We start from the raw sequence: 20,360 nt of genomic DNA on the forward strand, positions 1-20,360 counted from the left end.
GAAATACTCAATTATAGTTCATGAATTCGCTTCTTTTCATCCAAGGCTTCATTAAAATCAGCCTTAAGCGTTAGAGCCTTATCAATATATGCTAATGCAGCTTTTTTATTCCTCATATTTGCCAAAATCTGGGCTTTACGCAGATACACCCACTCCATAGAACACCTATCTTTGTAACTGTAGTTTTTCGTATAAGTATCAAGTAATTGCATGCCATATTGAGATTCTAAATTAAGCTCTGCCGCAACTTTTCCAAGCTCATAATTTAGAGAATTTGATTTCATATTGCCATTGGTGTTTCTGTACTTATTAAATGCATTTTTATAATAAACTAATGCCTCTTTAATATTCTCATTCTCCTTTATAATAAAGCCCTTTGCTAAGTAAGCATTAACGGGACTTAGATCTTTTAGTTGATTGGCATACATCAATGCTTTTTCATCACTTCCTCCTAAGATCCCTGGCAATTTTATATATAATTCTACCAGAGCGCGTCTAGCTACAATTTGAGAGCGATCTTGCTCTGCAGCTAAGGATAAATACTTTTTAATGTCTGGAATATAAACCACCGCTTGTAATCTCGAAACGCTTAATGCTTTCATCCCCAGCGCTCCTCCATATTTTAGATTAAAGTTTGCATTTTCCGGATTAGCAACAACCAATTTTTTATAATAAGAAATAGCTGTATCCCAGTTTTTTTCAAAACTGGCAATATCCCCTAATAATTCGAAGACAATAAGGTCTGCATTATTTTTATTAACTTGTTCATTCAGAAGGGTCTTAGCTTCGGCTACTTTTCCTGATTCTAGATAGGAAATTGCCTTGTCCGAAATCGATTGAGAATAGGACAATGAAGTTAATAATATGATAGATAAAATGAGAATTTTTTTCATAAAACGTAATGTAAGAAATTAATGTCATGCATAATTCTTACCAGATAGCAACCTGAGCATCAGATTAACAAAACATTAACTCCAATACTTCATACCGTTAAATTATTGCTCAAAAACAACCATATTGTTGAAAATATTTGCAATATTTGCTTTGCCTTATGCGGCCATTTATTAACTAAATATTTTAATGTTAAACTTAACACCTAGCCTATGCAAAATTTTACATTAGGGAAGAAAAGGTATGCTATGCTCCTTTTCGGCCTTATTTTACTAATTGGAAGTTCGCCCACTTACGGGCAAACTAACTGCCCTACTGCAGGTAACACACCTTCAGATCAGACATTTTGTTTTTTACAAACTGTTGGTGATATTGATACTGATGGAAATGCAATTTTCTCAACTGCGGATTCAACGACCGATACTCAACCAATTCCAGATAGTGAATTATTAGACAATACCACCTATTTTGCTGGTAACCAGTCTAGCACATGTACTACTAGAGTTGCGATTAGCGTAACCGTAAATGCTGCTCCTTATCCCAACAATACTTTGTTCCCTGATGAAAACAGTTTTACTATAAGTCCATGTTCTAATACTTTTACGGCAGAAGAACTTGCAACATATTTTACACCTATAACAAATTATAGTATTCAAGTCTATTCCGAAGAATTCGGGAATGCAATAGCTACAGGGCCTTTAACGCCTAATGAAAGTTATTTTGTAGGGCAGGTTAGTCCAAGTCAAGATAATAGTTCAGCTTCAAATTGTCCTTCTTTACGGGTTGCAGTTGGATATGAGCCAAAAGCAACTCCACCTCCTACAGCAGATTCTCCACAAACATTTTGTGAAGGAGCAACAGTTGCTGATCTAGAAGCTCAAGGAACTTCCCCAGACACACAAGCTATCAGATGGTATAGAACAAATACTTCTTTTCAACCACTTCCTGACAGTACCATATTAATTAATGGGCAAACATATTATGCTACCCAAATTATTAATGATAGAAATGATCCTTTTCCACCTTGTGAAAGTCAGACTAGGACTCCGGTAACAGTAAACATTGATCCTGCTACCTTAAATGAAACTACTCAAAGTTTCTGTGAATCTGTTGGAACAGGTAATAATTTTAGAAAACCACAAGTTCAGGATTTAGATCCTCAAGGTGGAACTTTTTATGCTGAATCTAATTCTGCAGACCCATTAGATCCTTCTACAGAATTAGTTCAAGGAGAAGATTATTTCAATAGAAATACTGGAGATGATTGTACTCAAGATAGAATTACTGTCAACTTCTTTGACACTCCAAACGCAGGGAGTACTACCCAGACTGCAACTTGTACGAATGAAGCTCCTTTCGACTTAGTGAGTAGAATTAGAGATTCACAATTAGGACCACCTCAAACGACAGGTTTTTTCACACCTGCGCTAACTTCTGGGAACAACACATTCATTCCTGAAGATTATGCCGCTGGAACATACACCTTTAGATATACTATTCTTGGTAATTCCAATTGTCCAACAGACATTTCAGTGATATCTGTAGAAGTTCAGCAAGCACCAAACGCTGGGCCAGACCAAACTTTAGAGTTTTGTCAGGATGAGATTGAAACTATCATCAACTTAGCACTTACAGATCCTGTTGCTGCTCAAGCCTTGTTAGCACAAAGAATAACAAACGCAGATTTGAATGGAAGTTTTAGTACTTCTGATTTACAGTCAATTGCATTGGCATACTTTAATGCAGTTGATAATAATGCATTTCCATTCAACGCTTCTGCTGTTTACAGTGTAGATAACGGAAATTGTACAGATACTTCAAACATAGGTTTGTTAGTAAATGAATCTCCTTATGCAGGAGACGATACAAGTATTGAAGTAAATTCTACTGATCCATCTTTTAATTTATATGACGTGTTAGTAGACAATAGTTCAGATACGCCAGATGCAAATGGAACATTTTCTCCAGGAGATGCCAATGGTGATTTTGACCCTTCAACTGCAAGTTCAGGAACTTATACATACACCGTTACCACAGACAATGGATGTACAGATTCAGCTGATATTAATGTTACCATTTTATTAGATGAAGGGTGTCCTGATGTTACAGAAAGTACTCAATCATTTTGTGAATCTATAAGTGATGCTGATGGGAACAACCCAAGAAGACCTCGAGTTTTAGAGCTTTCACCTCAAGATGCAACATGGTATGCTACCGCAGATTCTGAGACACCAATTCCAGGAAATACTATTTTAATAAACGGTAATACTTACTTTGCTGGAAACACCAGTGGAACTTGTGATGCTAGAATGCCTGTTTTAGTTAATATAGATGATGCTCCTAACGCGGGTTCTACCACCATTTTAAATGTATGTTCTTCTGAAGCTCCTTTTAATATTGCAAGCAGAATGAATCCATCTATCTTAGGTGCAGCTGATGCAGGGGGTTCAATAACTCCAGCATTAGCCAGCGGAACTGATCTTTTTGATCCAGCCGTTGATGTAGCTAGAAGATATACTTATCGTGTTGCTAGTCAGAACTCAGGTTGTGCTGATGACACTGCATTTGTAACTATAAATATTACAGATCCTATAGTCGCTAATGCAGGGCAAAATGTTTCTTTAACATTCTGTTCAACTGATGGAATTCAAAACTTGAATGACAGGTTAGCAGCAGATGCATTTCCAGGAGGTACATTCTCAGGTCTTACAAATGGTCAGTTTGACCCTTCTACTGCAACTATTGGAGAAAATACAATTATTACCTACACAGTAGATAATAGTATAACTTGTGTGAGTGGTACAGATGCAGCGACTTATACAATCAATGTTATTCAAGGTCCAAATGCAGGAGACGACAGTAGTGTTACTTTGAGTACAGAGCAAGAACCAGTGAATTTATTTGCTTTTATTCAAGGTAATCCAGACGCTGGAGGAACTTTTTCTCCAGGAAATGCAAATGGAGACCTAGACCCATCAAATTATACTTCTGACGATTACACCTTTACTTATACTGTAACTTCATCTAATGGATGTATTGACTCTTCTGATTTGATAGTTACAATTACAAATGAGGTTGTAGTTTGTCCCGAAGTTGCTGATACTACTCAGGAATTCTGTGAGTCTATTTCAGATTCCAACGGCAATAACCCTAGAAGACCTCAAGTAAGAGATCTTATGCCTGCAAATGCAACATGGTATTCAACAGCAACCTCAACAGATGCCTTAGCAGCAACAGCTGTTTTAGCAAATGGTGATTATTTTGCTGGAAATCCAGATGCAACTTGTACTTCAAGAGGTAGAGTAAGTGTAATTATTGATGATTCTCCAAACGCTGGATCTACAACAATTATTACTGTATGTTCTAATGAAGAAGCTTTTGATATAATACCATTATTAAACGAGTCTATCTTAGGAATGGCAGATGCTGGTGGAACATTTACTCCAGCCTTAGCAAGTGGAACTACTATCTTTGATCCTTCTGTAGATGTTGCAAGACGATATACCTACAGAGTTTCCAGCGATAATTCAGTTTGTCCAGATGATACCACTTTTGTAACTATTAATATTACAGATCCACTTCCTGCAAATGCAGGTGATATTGCTGATCAAACAGTATGTTCTAGTGAGAATTCTATCATGTTATCAGGATTCTTAACTGGATCTGGAGCAACTCTTGGAGGAACATTCTTTGGTATTGGAGTAAATGCAGAGGGAACAATGTTTGACCCTTCTGTTGGACCAAATACTGATGGATACACCATTACTTATACAGTTAATGAAGATGATGAAAATGCATGTGTTACTGGTGAAGCTAGTTCAACGTTTATTATAACAGTAAATGATCCACTTCCTGCAAATGCAGGCGACATTGCTGATCAAACAGTATGTTCTAGTGATGATTCAGTTCTACTATCAATGTACTTAACTGAATCTGGAGCATCTCTTGGCGGAACTTTCTCAGGTGTTGGAGTAAATGCAGAAGGAACAATGTTTGACCCTTCTGTTGGACCAAATGATGATGGTTACACTATTACTTATACGGTTAATGAAGATGATATAGAGGCCTGTGTAACTGGTGAAGCTAGTTCAACGTTTATTATAACAGTAACAGACCCTGCCGATGCTCCAACAGCTGAAGCAAGTCAATCTTTCTGCCTTATCGATAATCCAACAGTTGGAGATATCGTTGTAACAGGAGATAATATTGTTATCTATACCAATGCCGACTTAACAGATGTTGCTGATGCTACAACTGCATTAGTAAGCGGAATGAGCTACTATGCTGTATCTAACAATGATACTGATACCTGTTCATCTGACGCTACTGAAATAGTTGTAACAATTACAGATCCTGCTGCTCCAGCGCTTTCTATGGAAGGTGATGAATTTTGCAGAAGTGATAATCCTACTGTTCAAGACTTAATTAACAACTTTAGTGGTTCCGGAGTTCTAGTATACCCTTCATCTACAGGTGGTTCAGCCATTTCAGCTACAACTGCTCTTCAAAATGGAGTTACTTATTATGGAGCTTCTGTAAATGGAACTACAGGTTGTGAAAGTTCAGAGAGACTTGCGGTTGTTGCAAAAGTTGAATTCTGTGGAATTCCTGAAGGTTTCTCTCCAAATAATGATGGGAAAAACGACCAATTTGTAATTCCAGATATTGCTACCCTTTTCCCTAACTACACTATCGAAATATTTAATAGATGGGGTAATGTTGTATTCGAAGGAAATGCAAGCACTCCAGATTGGGATGGTATCTCAAACCAATCAGGGACATTAGGAAATGACGTTTTACCAGTAGGTGTATACTTCTATATCCTGAATTACAACGACGGACAAACAACTCCGGTGCAAGGAAAATTATACTTAAGTATATAACTAAAGGATAAACATTAGAAAGAAATGAAAAATCATATAACAAAATTCTTAATTTTCACAGGCATTATCCTTATCTCATTTGAAGGAATGTCTCAGCAAGACCCCCTATACACTCAATACATGTATAACATGAGTGTATTAAACCCTGCTTACGCTACCGATGATCCGGGAATGTTAAAAATGGGTGGTATATATAGATCTCAATGGGTAGGAATTGACGGTGCTCCAAGCACCGCCAATTTCTTTGCCCACACTCCTGTGAGTGAACGAGTAGAACTTGGTATATCTATTGTCCACGATGAAATTGGCGACTGGGTAAAGGAAAATAACATTACTGCAGATTTTGCATACGTACTACCTTTAGACGAAACCAATAAATTGTCCTTAGGTATTAAAGGTGGTTTAACCACTTTTGATGCTAATATTTCAGGATTGACATTGAACCAATTAGATGATCCAGCTTTTCGTGAGAATATTAACGAAGTATTTCCAGTAGTTGGAGTTGGAGCTTACTTTTTTGGAGAGAAATACTATGTTGGTCTTTCTGCACCAAATCTTCTTACCTCTAAGCATTTAGAAAACGAACAAGGTTTAAGAACTCTTGGAGAAGAGAACATTCACTATTTTGTAACTGGTGGATATGTTTTCGATATCAACGAAGACTTCAAATTAAAGCCTGCGTTCATGGCTAGAGGCGTACAAGGAGCTCCATTATCTGTAGATATTACTGCAAACGTATTAATGTTTAATAGATTAGAAGCTGGGTTAGGATACAGATTCGGTGATGCTATCACTGGTCTTGTGAACTTCGCTGTTACTCCACAAATTAAAGTTGGGTATGCATACGACAGAACAACTTCAAACCTTGGAGACTACAACGACGGAACCCACGAATTCCTTGTGTTATTCGATCTAGACCTATTCGGATTGTCTAAAGGATATGATAAATCACCTAGATTCTTCTAAAACCAGAAACAACATGAAAAAATTATACAGTTTTATATTAATAGCGGTTATTAGTTTCTCAGGATTTTCCCAAAGTTCTGAGATCAAAAAGGCCGATAGATTTTTTGCCCAGCGAGCATTTATGGATGCTACTGATGCATATGAGAATGTAAATAACAAAGATCAAGAAGTTCTTCAAAATCTTGCAGACTCTTACTTTTATACCAACCAAATGCAAAATGCATCTGAGGTATACAAGGACTTGTTCCTTAAGTTTGGTGAAGCAGTTGCTCCTGAATACAAATTCAGATATGCACATGCTTCTATGGCAGTTGGAAATTTTAAAGAAGGAGACAAGTATTTCTCTGAGTTCTACGGAAAAACAGTTGATTTCGAAAAATTCAGAAAAGAACTAGACACTACAGTATCTCATGTATTTACTTCTAACCAAGTGATGAACAATGCTGCTTCTGCAGATTTTGGAATCTCTTTTTATGGAGATGATAAAGTGACTTTTGCTTCTACAAGAAATGCAGAACGTCCTTTATATCCTTGGAACAAAAAACCAACATTAGATTTGTACACTGCTACAACAGATGATGAAGGTCAATTAAGCGAGATTGTACTTTTCCCTGGAGACATCAATACAGACTCTCACGAAAGCTCTGCTACTTTTAGCAAAGACGGAATGACAATGTATTTTGACAGAACCAACGATAAGAGAGTAAAAGTAGAAGACGATAAAATTGCTCATATTAGCCTTTACAGTGCTAAAATGGTAGATGGAACATGGAGTAATATCGAAAAACTTCCTTTCTCTAGCGATTCTTATTCTGTAGAGCACCCAAGCTTAAGTGCAGATGGCAAGAAGTTATATTTTGCAAGTGATATGCCTGGAACTAATGGATCTTTCGATATCTACATGGTAGATGTTAACGAAGATGGATCTTTTGGAACTCCACAAAATTTAGGAGCTGGAGTGAACACTGCTCATAGAGAACAGTTTCCTTTTATTAGTGAAGAAGGTGTACTTTATTTCTCTTCAGATGGACATCAAGGTTTTGGTAACTTAGATATCTACAAGTCTGAAGGTGATTTTTCTGAAACTAAGAACTTAGGGACTACTATCAACAGTGGATTCGATGATTTTGCATACGTTGTAAAAGAAGGAGAAGACACAGGATGGTTTGCATCTAACAGAAGAGGTACAGATAATCTTTACAATTTCTTAAGAGAGGATTATACGCCTCCTGTTGTTGAAATTGACGAAAGAGAAACCAATACCGAAACTGGAAGACAACAACTAAAAGACGTTGGAAACATTTACTTCGACTTTGATAAAGCTACCATCAAGAAAGAATCTGAAGTTACTTTAGATAAAGTTGTTAGTATAATGACGAAATACCCAACATTAAATATTGAAGTAGGGTCTCATGCAGATGCTAGAGGAACAGATAGCTATAACATGGCTCTTTCTGAAAGACGTGCTGCTTCTACTTTAGAATACTTAGTAAGTCATGGTATTGAAAGAGATCGTTTAACCTCTAAAGGTTACGGTGAATCTATGCCATTAAATGATTGTACTAAACCAACCGGATGTACTAATGCGCAATATGCTAAGAATAGACGTAGTGAGTTCACGATCATGAACTAAAAGTTGTAACTAACTAACCAAGAAAAAGCCCCAAGAAATTGGGGCTTTTTTATTTTATTAAATTTGATTAAAACTTTTCAGATTTTTTATGAGAACAATATTTACAATAGTTCAGCTCATACTTTTTGTTTTTGAACCTGCGATCGAAACATTATTGTTTAAATAAGTTGTCGATAAAATAATGTTGTAATTTATGGTGTTTTTCAGTTAGTTGATATCAAGTCTCAAGTATTGTTGCTTGCAGCGAAGCGGTCATTTGTCTTTAACTGAACATTACTGATTTTAACTATTTTAGTAGGTTTTATTTATTAGGCGGATATCCTTTCAATGCCTTTTGCACCATTGCCCTAAGTTGATTTTCCCGCTCTTCTGGAGAGCCATCTCTATCAAATGGAGATTCTACAACCGCTTGCCAAATTAAAGAATCTGTCTTCACATCAATGAAATCGAAGGTTACTCTTAAATAAGTATTAGCACCTCCTAACGGAATTCCGCCAGAAACACCTACTCCAACATTTCTGCCAGTACCTCCTACTCCAATTCCAATATTATTTCTGCTAGGTTCTTCATAAGAAGTTGAATAGAAGTTCAAATAAACATCTGATGCTTCTGAAGAAGAAAATCCGATTTTACTCATTTCTGAATCTAGTACAGTCAACATTCGCTGTTCGTCTAACTGACTTAGATTAGATTTTAGATCTGGATAGATTTGATAGGTAGTAATGGAATTAAATTCCATATTCTGATCATAGTCATAGGTTGCTCTGGGAGCATTACAAGAAGTGACTATGAGTACTAAAAGAAGATATTTAAAATTTTTCATGGGATTATTTTTACTTAAAGTTAAGCAAAAATCATCCCATGAGAAGTTTCAGTAATAAATTTAAGAAGCTTCGGTATTCAGCATTTCCCAAAGTTTATCTTTGAGTTCCATTAAACCTTGCTGTGCTACCGAGGAAATAAAGAGGTATGGTGAATTAAGGCCTTTATCTAAAATCAATTTCAATTCGGCTTTTAATTCTTCATCTAACATATCACTTTTAGAAATGGCAATTAGACGATCCTTATCCAACATTTCAGGATTATACCTTCTAAGCTCATCCAAAAGGATCTCATATTGTTTGATAATATCTGGCGCATCTGCTGGAACTAAAAATAACAAGGTAGAGTTACGTTCTATATGTCGTAAAAATCTATGTCCAATTCCTTTACCTTCCGCAGCACCTTCAATAATTCCAGGAATATCAGCAACCACAAAAGTTTTAAACTCTCTATAATCTACAATTCCCAGATTTGGCTTTAGAGTAGTAAATTCGTAATCGGCGATTTTTGGTTTCGCAGCAGTAATTACAGATAACAAAGTAGATTTTCCTGCATTTGGAAAACCAACCAATCCTACATCTGCCAAAATTTTCAATTCTAAAGTAACATCTACTTCCTGCCCATCTATTCCAGGCTGTGCATATCTTGGAGTTTGATTAGTGGAAGATTTAAAATTCCAGTTACCTAAACCTCCTTTACCACCCTGCGCTACAATACGCTCTTCCTCATCATCGGTGATCTCGAATAAGATCTCTTCTGTCTCTGTATCTCTAACAACAGTCCCCAATGGAACTTCTATATATTGATCTGCTCCATCTGCACCAGAACTTCGCTGTTTAGATCCATGAGATCCATGTTCTGCCCTTGCATGCCTTTTAAATTTAAGATGAAAAAGTGTCCAAAGGCTCTTATTACCTTTTAGGATAATATGTCCTCCACGACCACCATCACCACCGTCTGGTCCACCTTTTGTAATATATTTTTCCCGACGTAAATGCGCAGATCCTTGTCCTCCTTTTCCGGAAGCAACATGGATCTTTACGTAATCTACAAAATTCCCTTCTGTCATTATCTTCTATTTTTCTGCGATCTTACAATCGGTTGTGGTAATTCTTAACTGTGATTTTATTTATAAAGAATCAATTACTTTACTAATTCTTTCTGTGATTTCTGAAATAGATCCTACTCCATCTACTCCAAAATATTTATCTTCTTTAAGATAAAATTGTTTTAGAATAGCAGTTTCTTCATAATAGATATGAATTCTATTTCTTATAACAGTTTCATCTGCATCATCCCTTCTCCCAGACGTTTTTCCTCTTTCTAATAAGCGTTCCACTAGAACCTCATCATCTACCTCTAAAGCGATCATTGCCGAAACTTCCGTATTCTTCTCCTTCATTAACTCGGCAAGAGCTTCTGCCTGGGCAACAGTTCTTGGAAAACCATCAAAAATAAATCCGTTAGCTTCCGGGTTTTTATCTACTTCTGCATCCAACATCTTAATAGTAACATCATCTGGGACTAATTGCCCCTTATCCATAAAGGATTTAGCGTGAAGTCCAAGCTCTGTTTCATTTTTAATATTATATCTAAACACATCTCCAGTTGAGATATGTATTAAATTATACTTTTCCTTTAAAAAGTTTGCTTGGGTTCCTTTCCCTGCACCCGGAGGTCCAAATAACACCAAATTTGTCATGTTCTCTTTTTTAAGTTTATAGACTTGAGTTAGATTTCGGCCAAGACCATCATAATCTAATCCGTATCCCACAATAAAATCGTTGGGGATTTGTATTCCTATATAATTTATTTTGAAATTTTTCTGATATGCTTCTGGCTTAAAGAATAAAGATGCAATGCGAACATCTGCAACATTTTCCTTTTCCATGATTTTATAAATGGCGGCCAAAGTGATCCCTGTATCCACGATATCTTCAATTATGATAACATGTCTGTTTTCTAAAGAGAGATTTAATCCAACCAAGGTTTCTACTTTTCCTGTAGTTCCTAAGCCCTTATAAGATTCTAGCTTTACAAACGCAACTTCACAATCACCTTCAAAACGCTTAATAATTTCTGAAGCAACCATAAAAGCTCCATTTAAAACAGCCAAAAAAACTGGAGTTTTACCCTCAAAATCTTGGTTGATTTGCGCAGCCATTGCATCTATTGCTGTGGTAATTTTTTCTTCAGAAATAAAAGGCTCGAACTTAAGATCGTGTAACTGGATCACTATTATAAATTTTAAAGCAGCAAAGATAGGGATTCTTATCATCCTATCCCCTTAATAAATAAATGCATTTGTGTTACAATACTTGGACTATTCCATCTTAAAAAATTATTTTTGTTTAAATATCGGAATCACTATGATCAATTATTTTTCTTCAGATTTTAAATTAGGTATTTTAGGTGGTGGACAACTCGGGAAAATGCTTCTTTATGAGACCAGAAAACTTGATATTCAAACAATTGTGATGGATCCAAGTGAAGAGGCTCCTTGCAAAATTTCAGCCAATATTTTTATCCAAGGAGACTTAATGGATTATGATGCTGTTCTTGATTTTGGTAGAAAAGCAGACCTAGTAACTTTCGAGATAGAGTCAGTTAATGTTGAGGCTTTAAAGCAACTAGAAAAGGAAGGCATTAAAGTATTTCCTTCTTCCAGTACTTTAGAGAAAATCAGCGACAAGGTTGTTCAAAAGCAATTTTATATAGATAATGATATTGCAACTGCTTCTTTTTCGGCCTTTAATTCCAGGCTAGAGTTACTAAAAGCTTTTGATGAAAACCGAGTTTCATTGCCATTTGTTTGGAAAAGTGCTACCGGAGGCTATGATGGAAAAGGTGTAATGATCGTGAAATCTAAAAAAGATCTAGATCAAATCCCTGAAGGAAAATGTTTGGCTGAAAAATTAATTCCGTTTAAAAATGAGTTGGCGGTTATTGTAGCTCGTAATCCTTCAGGCGAAGTAATCTCCTACCCTGTTGTAGAAATGGAATTTCACCCAGTTGCAAATCAGGTAGAATATGTAATATGCCCTGCGAGAATAGAAGAATCAATTTCAGTAAAAGCCAGACAGCTAGCAGAAAAGGTTTCGGATACGTTTAAACATGTTGGTTTATTAGCTGTTGAAATGTTCTTAACTCAAGATGATGAATTAGTTGTAAATGAAGTTGCACCTAGACCACATAATAGTGGTCATTATAGTATTGAAGCTAGTTACACAAACCAGTTCGAGCAACATTTAAGAGCAATATTGGATCTGCCATTAGGAAATACAGAAAGCAAAGTTGCAGGAATAATGGTAAATTTATCTGGAGAAGAAAATTATACGGGCCCTCCAATTTATAAAAATATGGAGCAAATCCTGAAAATACCGGGAGTAACTCCGCATATTTATGGCAAAAAAGAAACTCGGCCTTTTAGGAAAATGGGTCATGTTACCATTGTAAACAAAGACATTAAGAAAGCTAGAACTATTGCCGAAGAGGTTAAAAAAACCTTAAAAGTAATTAGTAAAAACTAAATATCAATTTAGATTGACACTATTAAAACATAAATAATGAGTAAAGTAGCAGTAATTATGGGAAGTACTAGTGACATGCCTGTAATGCAAGAAGCCATTGATATTTTAAAAGGTTTCGATATAGAGGTGGAAGTAGATATAGTTTCTGCACATCGCACCCCAGAGAAATTATTTGAATTCAGCAAAAATGCTCACACTCGTGGAATAAAAGTAATCATTGCCGGTGCCGGTGGCGCAGCGCATTTACCAGGAATGGTCGCTTCGTTATCTCCGCTTCCGGTTATTGGTGTACCGGTAAAATCGAGTAACTCCATAGATGGCTGGGATTCAGTTTTATCTATATTACAAATGCCCGGAGGGGTTCCTGTTGCGACAGTAGCCTTAAATGGTGCGAAAAATGCTGGAATTCTAGCTGCTCAAATTTTAGGCAGCTCAGACAAATGCATGTTGGATAAAATATTGGTATATAAGGAAGGCTTAAAACAAAAAGTTATAGAAGGAGCAAAAACTATAAAATAGCAAGAAAGCCACATAAAATGTGGCTTTCTCTGTAGTACTTCTTCGTAAAAAATTATCATTTATTAACCATTCTAAATATATTATTCCAAACTATAAAGACTACTTACTATATTAACATAAAACATAATTTCAAGAATGTAAGTTACATAATTTTTAACAAAAGATTAAACATTACAAATTAATTGTTACGCTATACTATTTTATTATACACTTAAAGAACATTTATAATGAATACTCATAATCCGCTTCTTCAAGAATTTGATTTTGCTCCCTTCTCAAAAATAAAAACCGAACATTTTAAGCCTGCTATATTAGAGGCTATAGAATTAGCTAAAAGTGAAATAAAAGAAATTTCAGACTCCACTTCTACTCCTACTTTTAAGAATACAGTTGAGACATTGGAGTTTTCAGGTAAAAAATTGGATAGAATTACGAGTATCTTTTTTAATCTGAATTCGGCCGAAACCAATGATGAGATTCAAAAGATTGCTCAGGAAGTCTCACCTCTTCTTACAGAATTCAAAAATGACATCATTCTAGATGAAAACCTTTTTGGAAGAGTAAAAGCAATTTTCAACAAAAAGGAAAGTCTAGGCTTAAATGGTGAGCAAATGATGTTGCTTGATAAAAAATATAAAGCATTTTCCAGAAATGGAGCAAATCTGAATTTGGAAGACAAAACTAAATTGAGAGAAATTGATAAGAAGCTCTCTTCTCTCAGCCTTAAATTTGGAGAAAATGTACTAGCCGAAGCCAATAAGTTCGAACTTCATATAACCAATGAAGCTGATCTTGATGGCCTTCCAGATCATGTTAAAGAATCTGCTAGCGAAGTCGCAAACTCGAAAAATAAGGACGGCTGGATCTTCACTTTGGAATATCCTAGCTACATCCCTTTTATGAAATATGCAAAAAACAGAACGCTTCGGAAAACCATGGCCCTAGCTTTTGGCGCAAAAAGCTTTCATAATGATGAGTTGGATAACCAAGATAATGTGCTTCAAATCGTTAAACTTAGATTTGAACGCGCAAAATTATTAGGCTATAAATCTCATGCCGACTTTGTTTTAGAAGAACGAATGGCAAAAAAACCAGAAACTGTGAATACGTTTTTGGAGGAGCTACTGGAAAAAGCTAGACCAGCCGCGAAAAAAGAATTCACCAAACTTGAAAGTTTTGCTAAAGATCTGGAAGGAATAGATCAGCTTCAAAAATGGGATGCTGCGTATTTTCAGGAAAAATTGAAACAGAAATTATTCGATCTGGATGACGAAATATTAAAGCCCTATTTTCAGCTTAATAATGTGATTGACGGAGTGTTTACGGTTGCTAAAAAACTCTACAACTTAACTTTTACTGAAGTAAAAAACATAGACGTATATCACGAAGATGTAAAGACATACCAAGTTACCGATAGTGAAGGAAAAGAGGTTGCGTTATTCTATGCCGACTTCCATCCAAGAGCAGGAAAAAGGGATGGTGCCTGGATGACTGTTTATAAATCTCAAGAAATAATAGATGACAAAAATAGCAGACCTCATATTTCTATAGTTTGCAATTTCACCAAGCCAACTAAAAAAACACCTTCCTTATTAACCTTTAATGAGGTGACCACACTTTTCCACGAATTTGGGCATGCATTACACGGTATGTTAGCTAACACCACATATCCTAGTCTTTCTGGAACAAGCGTTTACTGGGATTTTGTAGAACTACCTAGCCAGGTGCTTGAGAATTGGTGTTACGAACCGGAAGCGCTTCAACTTTTTGCCAAACATTATGAAACTGGAGAAATTATTCCGCAGGAATTAATAGATAAAATCAAGAAAGCCTCCAATTTCCATGAAGGAATGGCAACTTTACGTCAAATAAGCTTTGGAATGTTAGACATGAGCTACCATGCAGTGGATCCTTCAGAAATCACTAGTATAAAGGAACATGAAGATGAAGCCTTTGCACCTACGAAGCTTTATCCAGATGTGAAAGAGAACTGTATGAGCACTTCATTCTCTCATATTTTTCAAGGAGGATATTCATCTGGATATTATTCCTATAAATGGGCAGAAGTACTAGATGCCGATGCCTTTGAGTATTTTAAAGAAAAAGGAATATTTAATCCAGAAGTAGCCAAAAAGTTTCAAGAAACTGTACTTTCATTAGGAGGAACAGAAGAACCAATGACCTTGTACAAACGTTTTAGAGGAAAAGAACCGCAACCAGACGCTTTGCTTAAAAGGGCTGGATTATTAGAAAAGCAATAAAAATCTATATTAACCTAGATATATCTTATCTTTCAATTAATAGTTTGGTGTCAAACTTTTCTTAATTTTGAAGAAATAATGCTATTCACCTATGTCCGAAAACAAAATAGATCCAAATAAATGGGTAGATAAATACTCCGATTATCTCTTCAATTTTACGATTGTTAGAGTGAATGATCGGGAGGTAGCCCATGATCTTATTTCTGAAACTTTTTTGGCGGGCTTAAAATCTATGAAAAATTTTAAAGGCGAGGCTACCGAACGCACTTGGTTGATCTCTATTTTAAAAAGAAAGATCATAGATCATTATAGAAAAGGAAATTCTAAGAAAGGAAAGGCTGAGATAAAAATCCAGTATAACGATGATTCTAATGAAGGAGATTGGTTAGAAGAAAACGCCCCCGACAGATTTGATAAGACGGCTGAGGATTTAATAGAGAACGAAGAATTAGGAATTGCCATCTTAGAATGTATGGATCAATTAACCGAAAAACAGGCCAAGATTTTTAAAATGAAAACTATAGATGGTTTTGATACTGAAGCTATTTGTAATGAGTTTAATATTACCCCGTCTAATCTCTGGGTTATAATACATAGAGCACGAACAACCTTAGCTCAATGTTTAGAAAAAAACTGGTTTTAATATGAATTACAAAAAAACACTTTTAATAGATTGCTCAGAAGCTGCTTATTGCTGTGATAAAAAGCAATACAATGAAGCTTCTGGTCCCGAAAAATTAAAAATGCTATTGCATCTTATTCTTTGCAAGAGATGTAGAAAATACTCTTCAAATAATAATCGTCTTACAGAATTGATAGAACAATCTGATATTAAAACCTGTACAGAAGATGAGAAAAAAGTATGGCAAGAGGGAATTAAAAAAGAGCTTAAAGATATATAAAATGCATTCCTAAAAGCAATAAACACCACAAAATGGGCACTCCCTCCACCCAAAGTGAAGAGTAATATTTAGTTTGTCTTATTCTGGAATTAATTATTAGATTACTCAGAAGGACAATAATTAGGATTAACGAAATCACACTTCTTATATCGGACGCTACTTTTATAAACTCCAGAAGAAGAATAGTTAATAAAGTTAGAACTCCAATAATTTTAGAATTACGCACTCCAAAAATCTGCGCCACTGTTCTCAAATTAGCCATATCGAACTTAAGATCTCTAATTTCAAAAGGAAGAGTTAATGCAAAAACGAAGAGAAATCTTTGAGTAAATTCAAGAAGTACATCCCATTGCGTCAGTTCAATTTTCCCAATTAAGGGCAACAAAACTGTTACGCCACTCCAGACAAATGCAATCACATAAATCTTTAGTCCGGCTAAGGCTCTTAAATTTCTTCCGCCTCCAAAAAATGGAAGAATATAAAGCAAGGTAAATAATCCCATTACAGCAGAAAAAACAATAACATGCCACGATAATTGAAACAAAATATATAGTAAGGCTAGGAAGATAAAGAATGAGAAAACCTGGATGAGCCTAAGGTTTTTAGTCAAACTTAAATGATGCAATCCAGCAATTCCGACATACTTTACAATATTGTAACCCGTAATGGCACCAAAGAATATGAATAAACATAAGTTAAAATCTAATAAGATTTCAAAATCAAGCATCGTTATAATAGCCAGACTCACTACCGACAAAGCCACATGAATACTACTACTAATATAAAAATTGAGTACAGATTTCAAGTTCATTTATTGCCTGCTTTTCGTGTCAAAAATAGGTTATAAAATCTTAACAAGTCTAAGTAGCTAAATTGTAAAAATTTACGTTTAAAATTGTAATTTTGCAGCACAAAACACAACTAAATTTTGATGAGAACAGATTCTTTTGCACTTAGACATATCGGTCCCAAGGAAAGTGAGCTTTCAGAAATGCTTTCCACCGTTGGCGCCTCCTCTTTAGACCAGCTTATCTTCGAAACAATTCCAGATGATATTCGTTTAAAATCTCCTTTAAAGCTTGATAAGGCTTTAAGCGAAAACGAATATGCGGAACATATTGGAGAACTGGCTGCAAAAAATAAAGTATTCAAATCTTATATTGGTTTAGGATATCACCAAGCCATTATGCCAGCAGTGATACAGCGTAACGTTTTGGAAAATCCAGGATGGTATACTGCCTACACTCCTTATCAAGCAGAAATTGCTCAAGGAAGATTAGAAGCCTTATTGAATTTCCAGACTATGATCGCAGATCTAACAGGAATGGAATTGGCTAACGCCTCTCTTTTAGACGAATCCACAGCTGCTGCAGAAGCAATGGCATTGTTATTTGCTGTAAGAGAAAAAGATCAGAAAAAAAATAAGGTTATAAAATTCTTCGTTTCAGAAGAAGTATTGCCACAATCTATCTCCTTACTAAAAACCAGAGCTATTCCTTTGGGGATCGAATTGGTTATTGGAGATCACACAGAATTCGATTTTTCTTCAGAATTCTTCGGAGCATTACTCCAGTACCCGGGAAAATCTGGACAGGTATTTGATTATTCCAGCTATGTTGCTAAATGTAAAGATGCAGGGATCAAGGTAGTGGTTGCAGCAGATATTTTAAGTTTAATCAAATTAGAATCTCCAGGTCATTTTGGAGTAGATGTAGTTGTTGGAACCACACAGCGTTTTGGAATCCCATTAGGTTATGGTGGACCTCATGCGGCATATTTTGCGACAAGAGAAGAATATAAAAGAAGTATCCCTGGAAGAATAATTGGTGTAACTAAAGATCTTAACGGTAACCGAGCCTTAAGAATGGCATTACAAACCAGAGAGCAACATATTAAGCGAGACAAAGCGACTTCTAATATTTGTACGGCACAAGTATTACTTGCAGTGATGGCTGGGATGTATGCTGTATATCATGGCCCAAAAGGATTGGAATATATAGCAAACACTGTTCATGCTTCAGCCTATACGTTACATAAAAAATTAGAAACATTAGGTTTCAAACAACTTAATGATTCTTACTTTGATACAATTCAAATTAAAGCAGATGCTAAAGCTATTAAAGTTTTAGCTGAAAATAATAAGATCAATTTCTATTATCCAGATTCAGAAACAGTGGTAATCGCATTAAACGAAACAACCACTATTAAAGATCTCAATAGAATAATTTCCGTTTTTGCTGAAATTGCCAATAAGGCATTTGATAAGATAGAAGAGTTAGTTGATGGGACTTCTATCACTTCAGAAGTAAATAGAAAAACAGAATTTTTAACGAATGAAGTTTTTAGTTCTTACCATTCTGAAACCGAATTGATGCGTTACATCAAGAAATTGGAGCGAAAAGACCTTTCTCTTAACCACTCCATGATCGCATTGGGTTCTTGTACTATGAAGTTGAATGCAGCTTCTGAAATGCTTCCTTTAAGCAATCCACAGTGGGGGAATATTCATCCTTTTGCACCTATAGATCAGGCTGAAGGATATCAAATAGTTTTAAAAAGATTAGAAGACCAATTAACTGAAATTACAGGTTTTGCAGGTACTTCTTTGCAACCAAATTCTGGAGCTCAAGGAGAATATGCAGGATTAATGGTTATTCGTGCTTATCATGAATCTCGTGGAGATTCAAAACGAAATATTTGCTTGATCCCTTCTTCTGCACATGGTACCAATCCTGCTTCTGCAGTGATGGCGGGCATGAAAGTAGTAGTAACCAAGTCTACTAAAGAAGGAAATATAGATCTAGAGGATCTTAAAGAGAAAGCATTAAAACATAAAGATAATTTAGCTGCTTTAATGGTAACCTATCCATCTACTCACGGAGTTTTTGAGTCGGCTATTAAGGAGATCACCCAATTGATCCATGATAACGGAGGTCAAGTTTATATGGATGGTGCAAATATGAATGCACAGGTTGGATTAACCAATCCTGGTGCAATTGGAGCAGATGTATGCCATTTGAACCTTCATAAAACATTTGCAATTCCACATGGTGGTGGTGGCCCAGGAGTGGGACCAATATGCGTTGCAAAACAATTACTTCCTTTTTTACCGGGTAATCCTGTGATAAAAACTGGTGGAGAACAAGCGATTACTGCTATTTCTTCAGCTCCTTGGGGATCTGCATTAGCATGTCTTATCTCCTATGGTTATATCAAAATGCTTGGAGGAAAAGGACTTCAGAAAGCTACAGAATATGCGATTTTAAATGCTAACTATATCAAGGCACGTTTAAAAGATCATTATCAAACTTTATATTCTGGAGAAAGAGGCCGTGCGGCTCACGAGATGATCGTGGATTGTAGACCTTTCAAAAACAATGGAATTGAAGTAGTAGATATTGCTAAAAGATTAATTGATTATGGTTTCCATGCACCAACGGTTTCTTTTCCTGTTGCAGGAACCTTAATGATTGAACCTACAGAAAGTGAAAGCAAAGCAGAATTAGATAGATTTTGCGATGCGTTGATCTCTATTCGTAAAGAAATTAGCGATTCTTCTACAGAAGATGAAGTAAATATCCTAAAGAACGCACCACATACAATGGCAATGCTTACCGCAGATACTTGGGATTTCCCATATTCTAGAGAACAAGCAGCATTCCCATTGGAGTATGTTGCAGATAATAAATTTTGGCCTACAGTTCGTAGAGTAGATGATGCATATGGAGATAGAAATCTTATATGTACCTGTGCTCCTATTGAAGAATATATGGAAGCATAAATATTTTTGAGCCCAAAGTTTAAATTTAAACTTTGGGCTATTTTTATTTTAATGCGTTATAATTATCGATTTAATAATTAAAGGCGCAAAATTTACTAAAACCATAAAATGCAGCAAATTATGTAATTCCTTAAGGTTTTCTTAAATTGCTTTTAGTATTTTAGTTGATATA

14 protein-coding genes are annotated in these 20,360 nt (G+C 35.6%); 9 read left to right on the forward strand and 5 right to left on the reverse strand.

The window, feature by feature from the left end; translation table 11 throughout:
- Window positions 1-11 precede the first annotated feature (11 nt).
- Complete coding sequence (locus H033_RS0118675; protein ID WP_026839656.1) at window positions 12-893, reverse strand: tetratricopeptide repeat protein; 882 nt, start codon at window positions 891-893, stop codon at window positions 12-14.
- A 210-nt stretch (window positions 894-1,103) separates the two neighbouring features.
- Here H033_RS0118675 and H033_RS0118680 point away from each other — a divergent pair, with 210 nt between their 5' ends.
- From H033_RS0118680 to H033_RS0118690, 3 genes are read left to right on the forward strand one after another with little or no spacing between them, the layout of a single operon-like run.
- Complete coding sequence (locus H033_RS0118680) at window positions 1,104-5,774, forward strand: gliding motility-associated C-terminal domain-containing protein (RefSeq protein ID WP_026839657.1); 4,671 nt, start codon at window positions 1,104-1,106, stop codon at window positions 5,772-5,774.
- A gap of 24 nt (window positions 5,775-5,798) precedes the next feature.
- Window positions 5,799-6,740 carry a type IX secretion system membrane protein PorP/SprF gene (locus H033_RS0118685; RefSeq protein ID WP_026839658.1) on the forward strand — a complete coding sequence of 314 codons (942 nt, stop codon included), beginning with the start codon at window positions 5,799-5,801 and terminating at the stop codon, window positions 6,738-6,740.
- A 13-nt stretch (window positions 6,741-6,753) separates the two neighbouring features.
- Window positions 6,754-8,373 carry an OmpA family protein gene (locus H033_RS0118690; RefSeq protein ID WP_026839659.1) on the forward strand — a complete coding sequence of 540 codons (1,620 nt, stop codon included), beginning with the start codon at window positions 6,754-6,756 and terminating at the stop codon, window positions 8,371-8,373.
- Between the two features lie 301 nt (window positions 8,374-8,674).
- Here H033_RS0118690 and H033_RS0118695 read toward each other — a convergent pair whose 3' ends face one another.
- From H033_RS0118695 to H033_RS21490, 3 genes are read right to left on the reverse strand one after another with little or no spacing between them, the layout of a single operon-like run.
- Window positions 8,675-9,196, reverse strand: coding sequence for a DUF4136 domain-containing protein (locus tag H033_RS0118695; RefSeq protein WP_026839660.1), 522 nt, complete (start codon window positions 9,194-9,196; stop codon window positions 8,675-8,677).
- A gap of 60 nt (window positions 9,197-9,256) precedes the next feature.
- Window positions 9,257-10,264 carry a GTPase ObgE gene (gene obgE / locus H033_RS0118700; protein WP_026839661.1) on the reverse strand — a complete coding sequence of 336 codons (1,008 nt, stop codon included), beginning with the start codon at window positions 10,262-10,264 and terminating at the stop codon, window positions 9,257-9,259.
- A 60-nt stretch (window positions 10,265-10,324) separates the two neighbouring features.
- A complete protein-coding gene (locus tag H033_RS21490) occupies window positions 10,325-11,431 on the reverse strand; it encodes an adenylate kinase (protein ID WP_081661915.1) in 1,107 nt (368 codons plus the stop codon).
- 133 nt (window positions 11,432-11,564) lie between these two features.
- Here H033_RS21490 and purK point away from each other — a divergent pair, with 133 nt between their 5' ends.
- The 5 genes from purK to H033_RS0118730 all read left to right on the forward strand — a co-directional run bounded on the left by purK (window position 11,565) and on the right by H033_RS0118730 (window position 16,407).
- Window positions 11,565-12,725: a 5-(carboxyamino)imidazole ribonucleotide synthase gene (gene purK / locus H033_RS0118710; protein ID WP_034886455.1), complete on the forward strand. Its 1,161-nt coding sequence runs from the start codon at window positions 11,565-11,567 to the stop codon at window positions 12,723-12,725.
- Window positions 12,726-12,761: 36 nt separating this feature from the next.
- On the forward strand, window positions 12,762-13,244 hold the full coding sequence (purE, locus tag H033_RS0118715; protein WP_026839664.1) for a 5-(carboxyamino)imidazole ribonucleotide mutase: 483 nt from the start codon (window positions 12,762-12,764) through the stop codon (window positions 13,242-13,244).
- Window positions 13,245-13,471: 227 nt separating this feature from the next.
- Window positions 13,472-15,505, forward strand: coding sequence for a M3 family metallopeptidase (locus H033_RS0118720; RefSeq protein WP_026839665.1), 2,034 nt, complete (start codon window positions 13,472-13,474; stop codon window positions 15,503-15,505).
- A gap of 91 nt (window positions 15,506-15,596) precedes the next feature.
- The gene (locus H033_RS0118725; protein ID WP_026839666.1) at window positions 15,597-16,148 is read left to right on the forward strand and encodes a sigma-70 family RNA polymerase sigma factor; all 552 of its coding nucleotides are present in this window, start codon (window positions 15,597-15,599) and stop codon (window positions 16,146-16,148) included.
- A 1-nt stretch (window position 16,149) separates the two neighbouring features.
- On the forward strand, window positions 16,150-16,407 hold the full coding sequence (locus H033_RS0118730) for a hypothetical protein (protein WP_026839667.1): 258 nt from the start codon (window positions 16,150-16,152) through the stop codon (window positions 16,405-16,407).
- Here H033_RS0118730 and H033_RS0118735 read toward each other — a convergent pair.
- The gene (locus H033_RS0118735; protein ID WP_026839668.1) at window positions 16,394-17,218 is read right to left on the reverse strand and encodes a hypothetical protein; all 825 of its coding nucleotides are present in this window, start codon (window positions 17,216-17,218) and stop codon (window positions 16,394-16,396) included. The two genes, H033_RS0118730 and H033_RS0118735, sit on opposite strands and share 14 nt — an antisense overlap.
- A 120-nt stretch (window positions 17,219-17,338) precedes the next feature.
- Between H033_RS0118735 and gcvP the strand changes: the two genes are divergently transcribed.
- Complete coding sequence (gene gcvP, locus H033_RS0118740) at window positions 17,339-20,188, forward strand: aminomethyl-transferring glycine dehydrogenase (protein WP_026839669.1); 2,850 nt, start codon at window positions 17,339-17,341, stop codon at window positions 20,186-20,188.
- Window positions 20,189-20,360: the final 172 nt, after the last annotated feature.

The sequence above is a fragment of the Gillisia sp. JM1 genome (assembly GCF_000424645.1).
In the GTDB taxonomy this organism is placed as follows: Bacteria; Bacteroidota; Bacteroidia; order Flavobacteriales; family Flavobacteriaceae; genus Gillisia.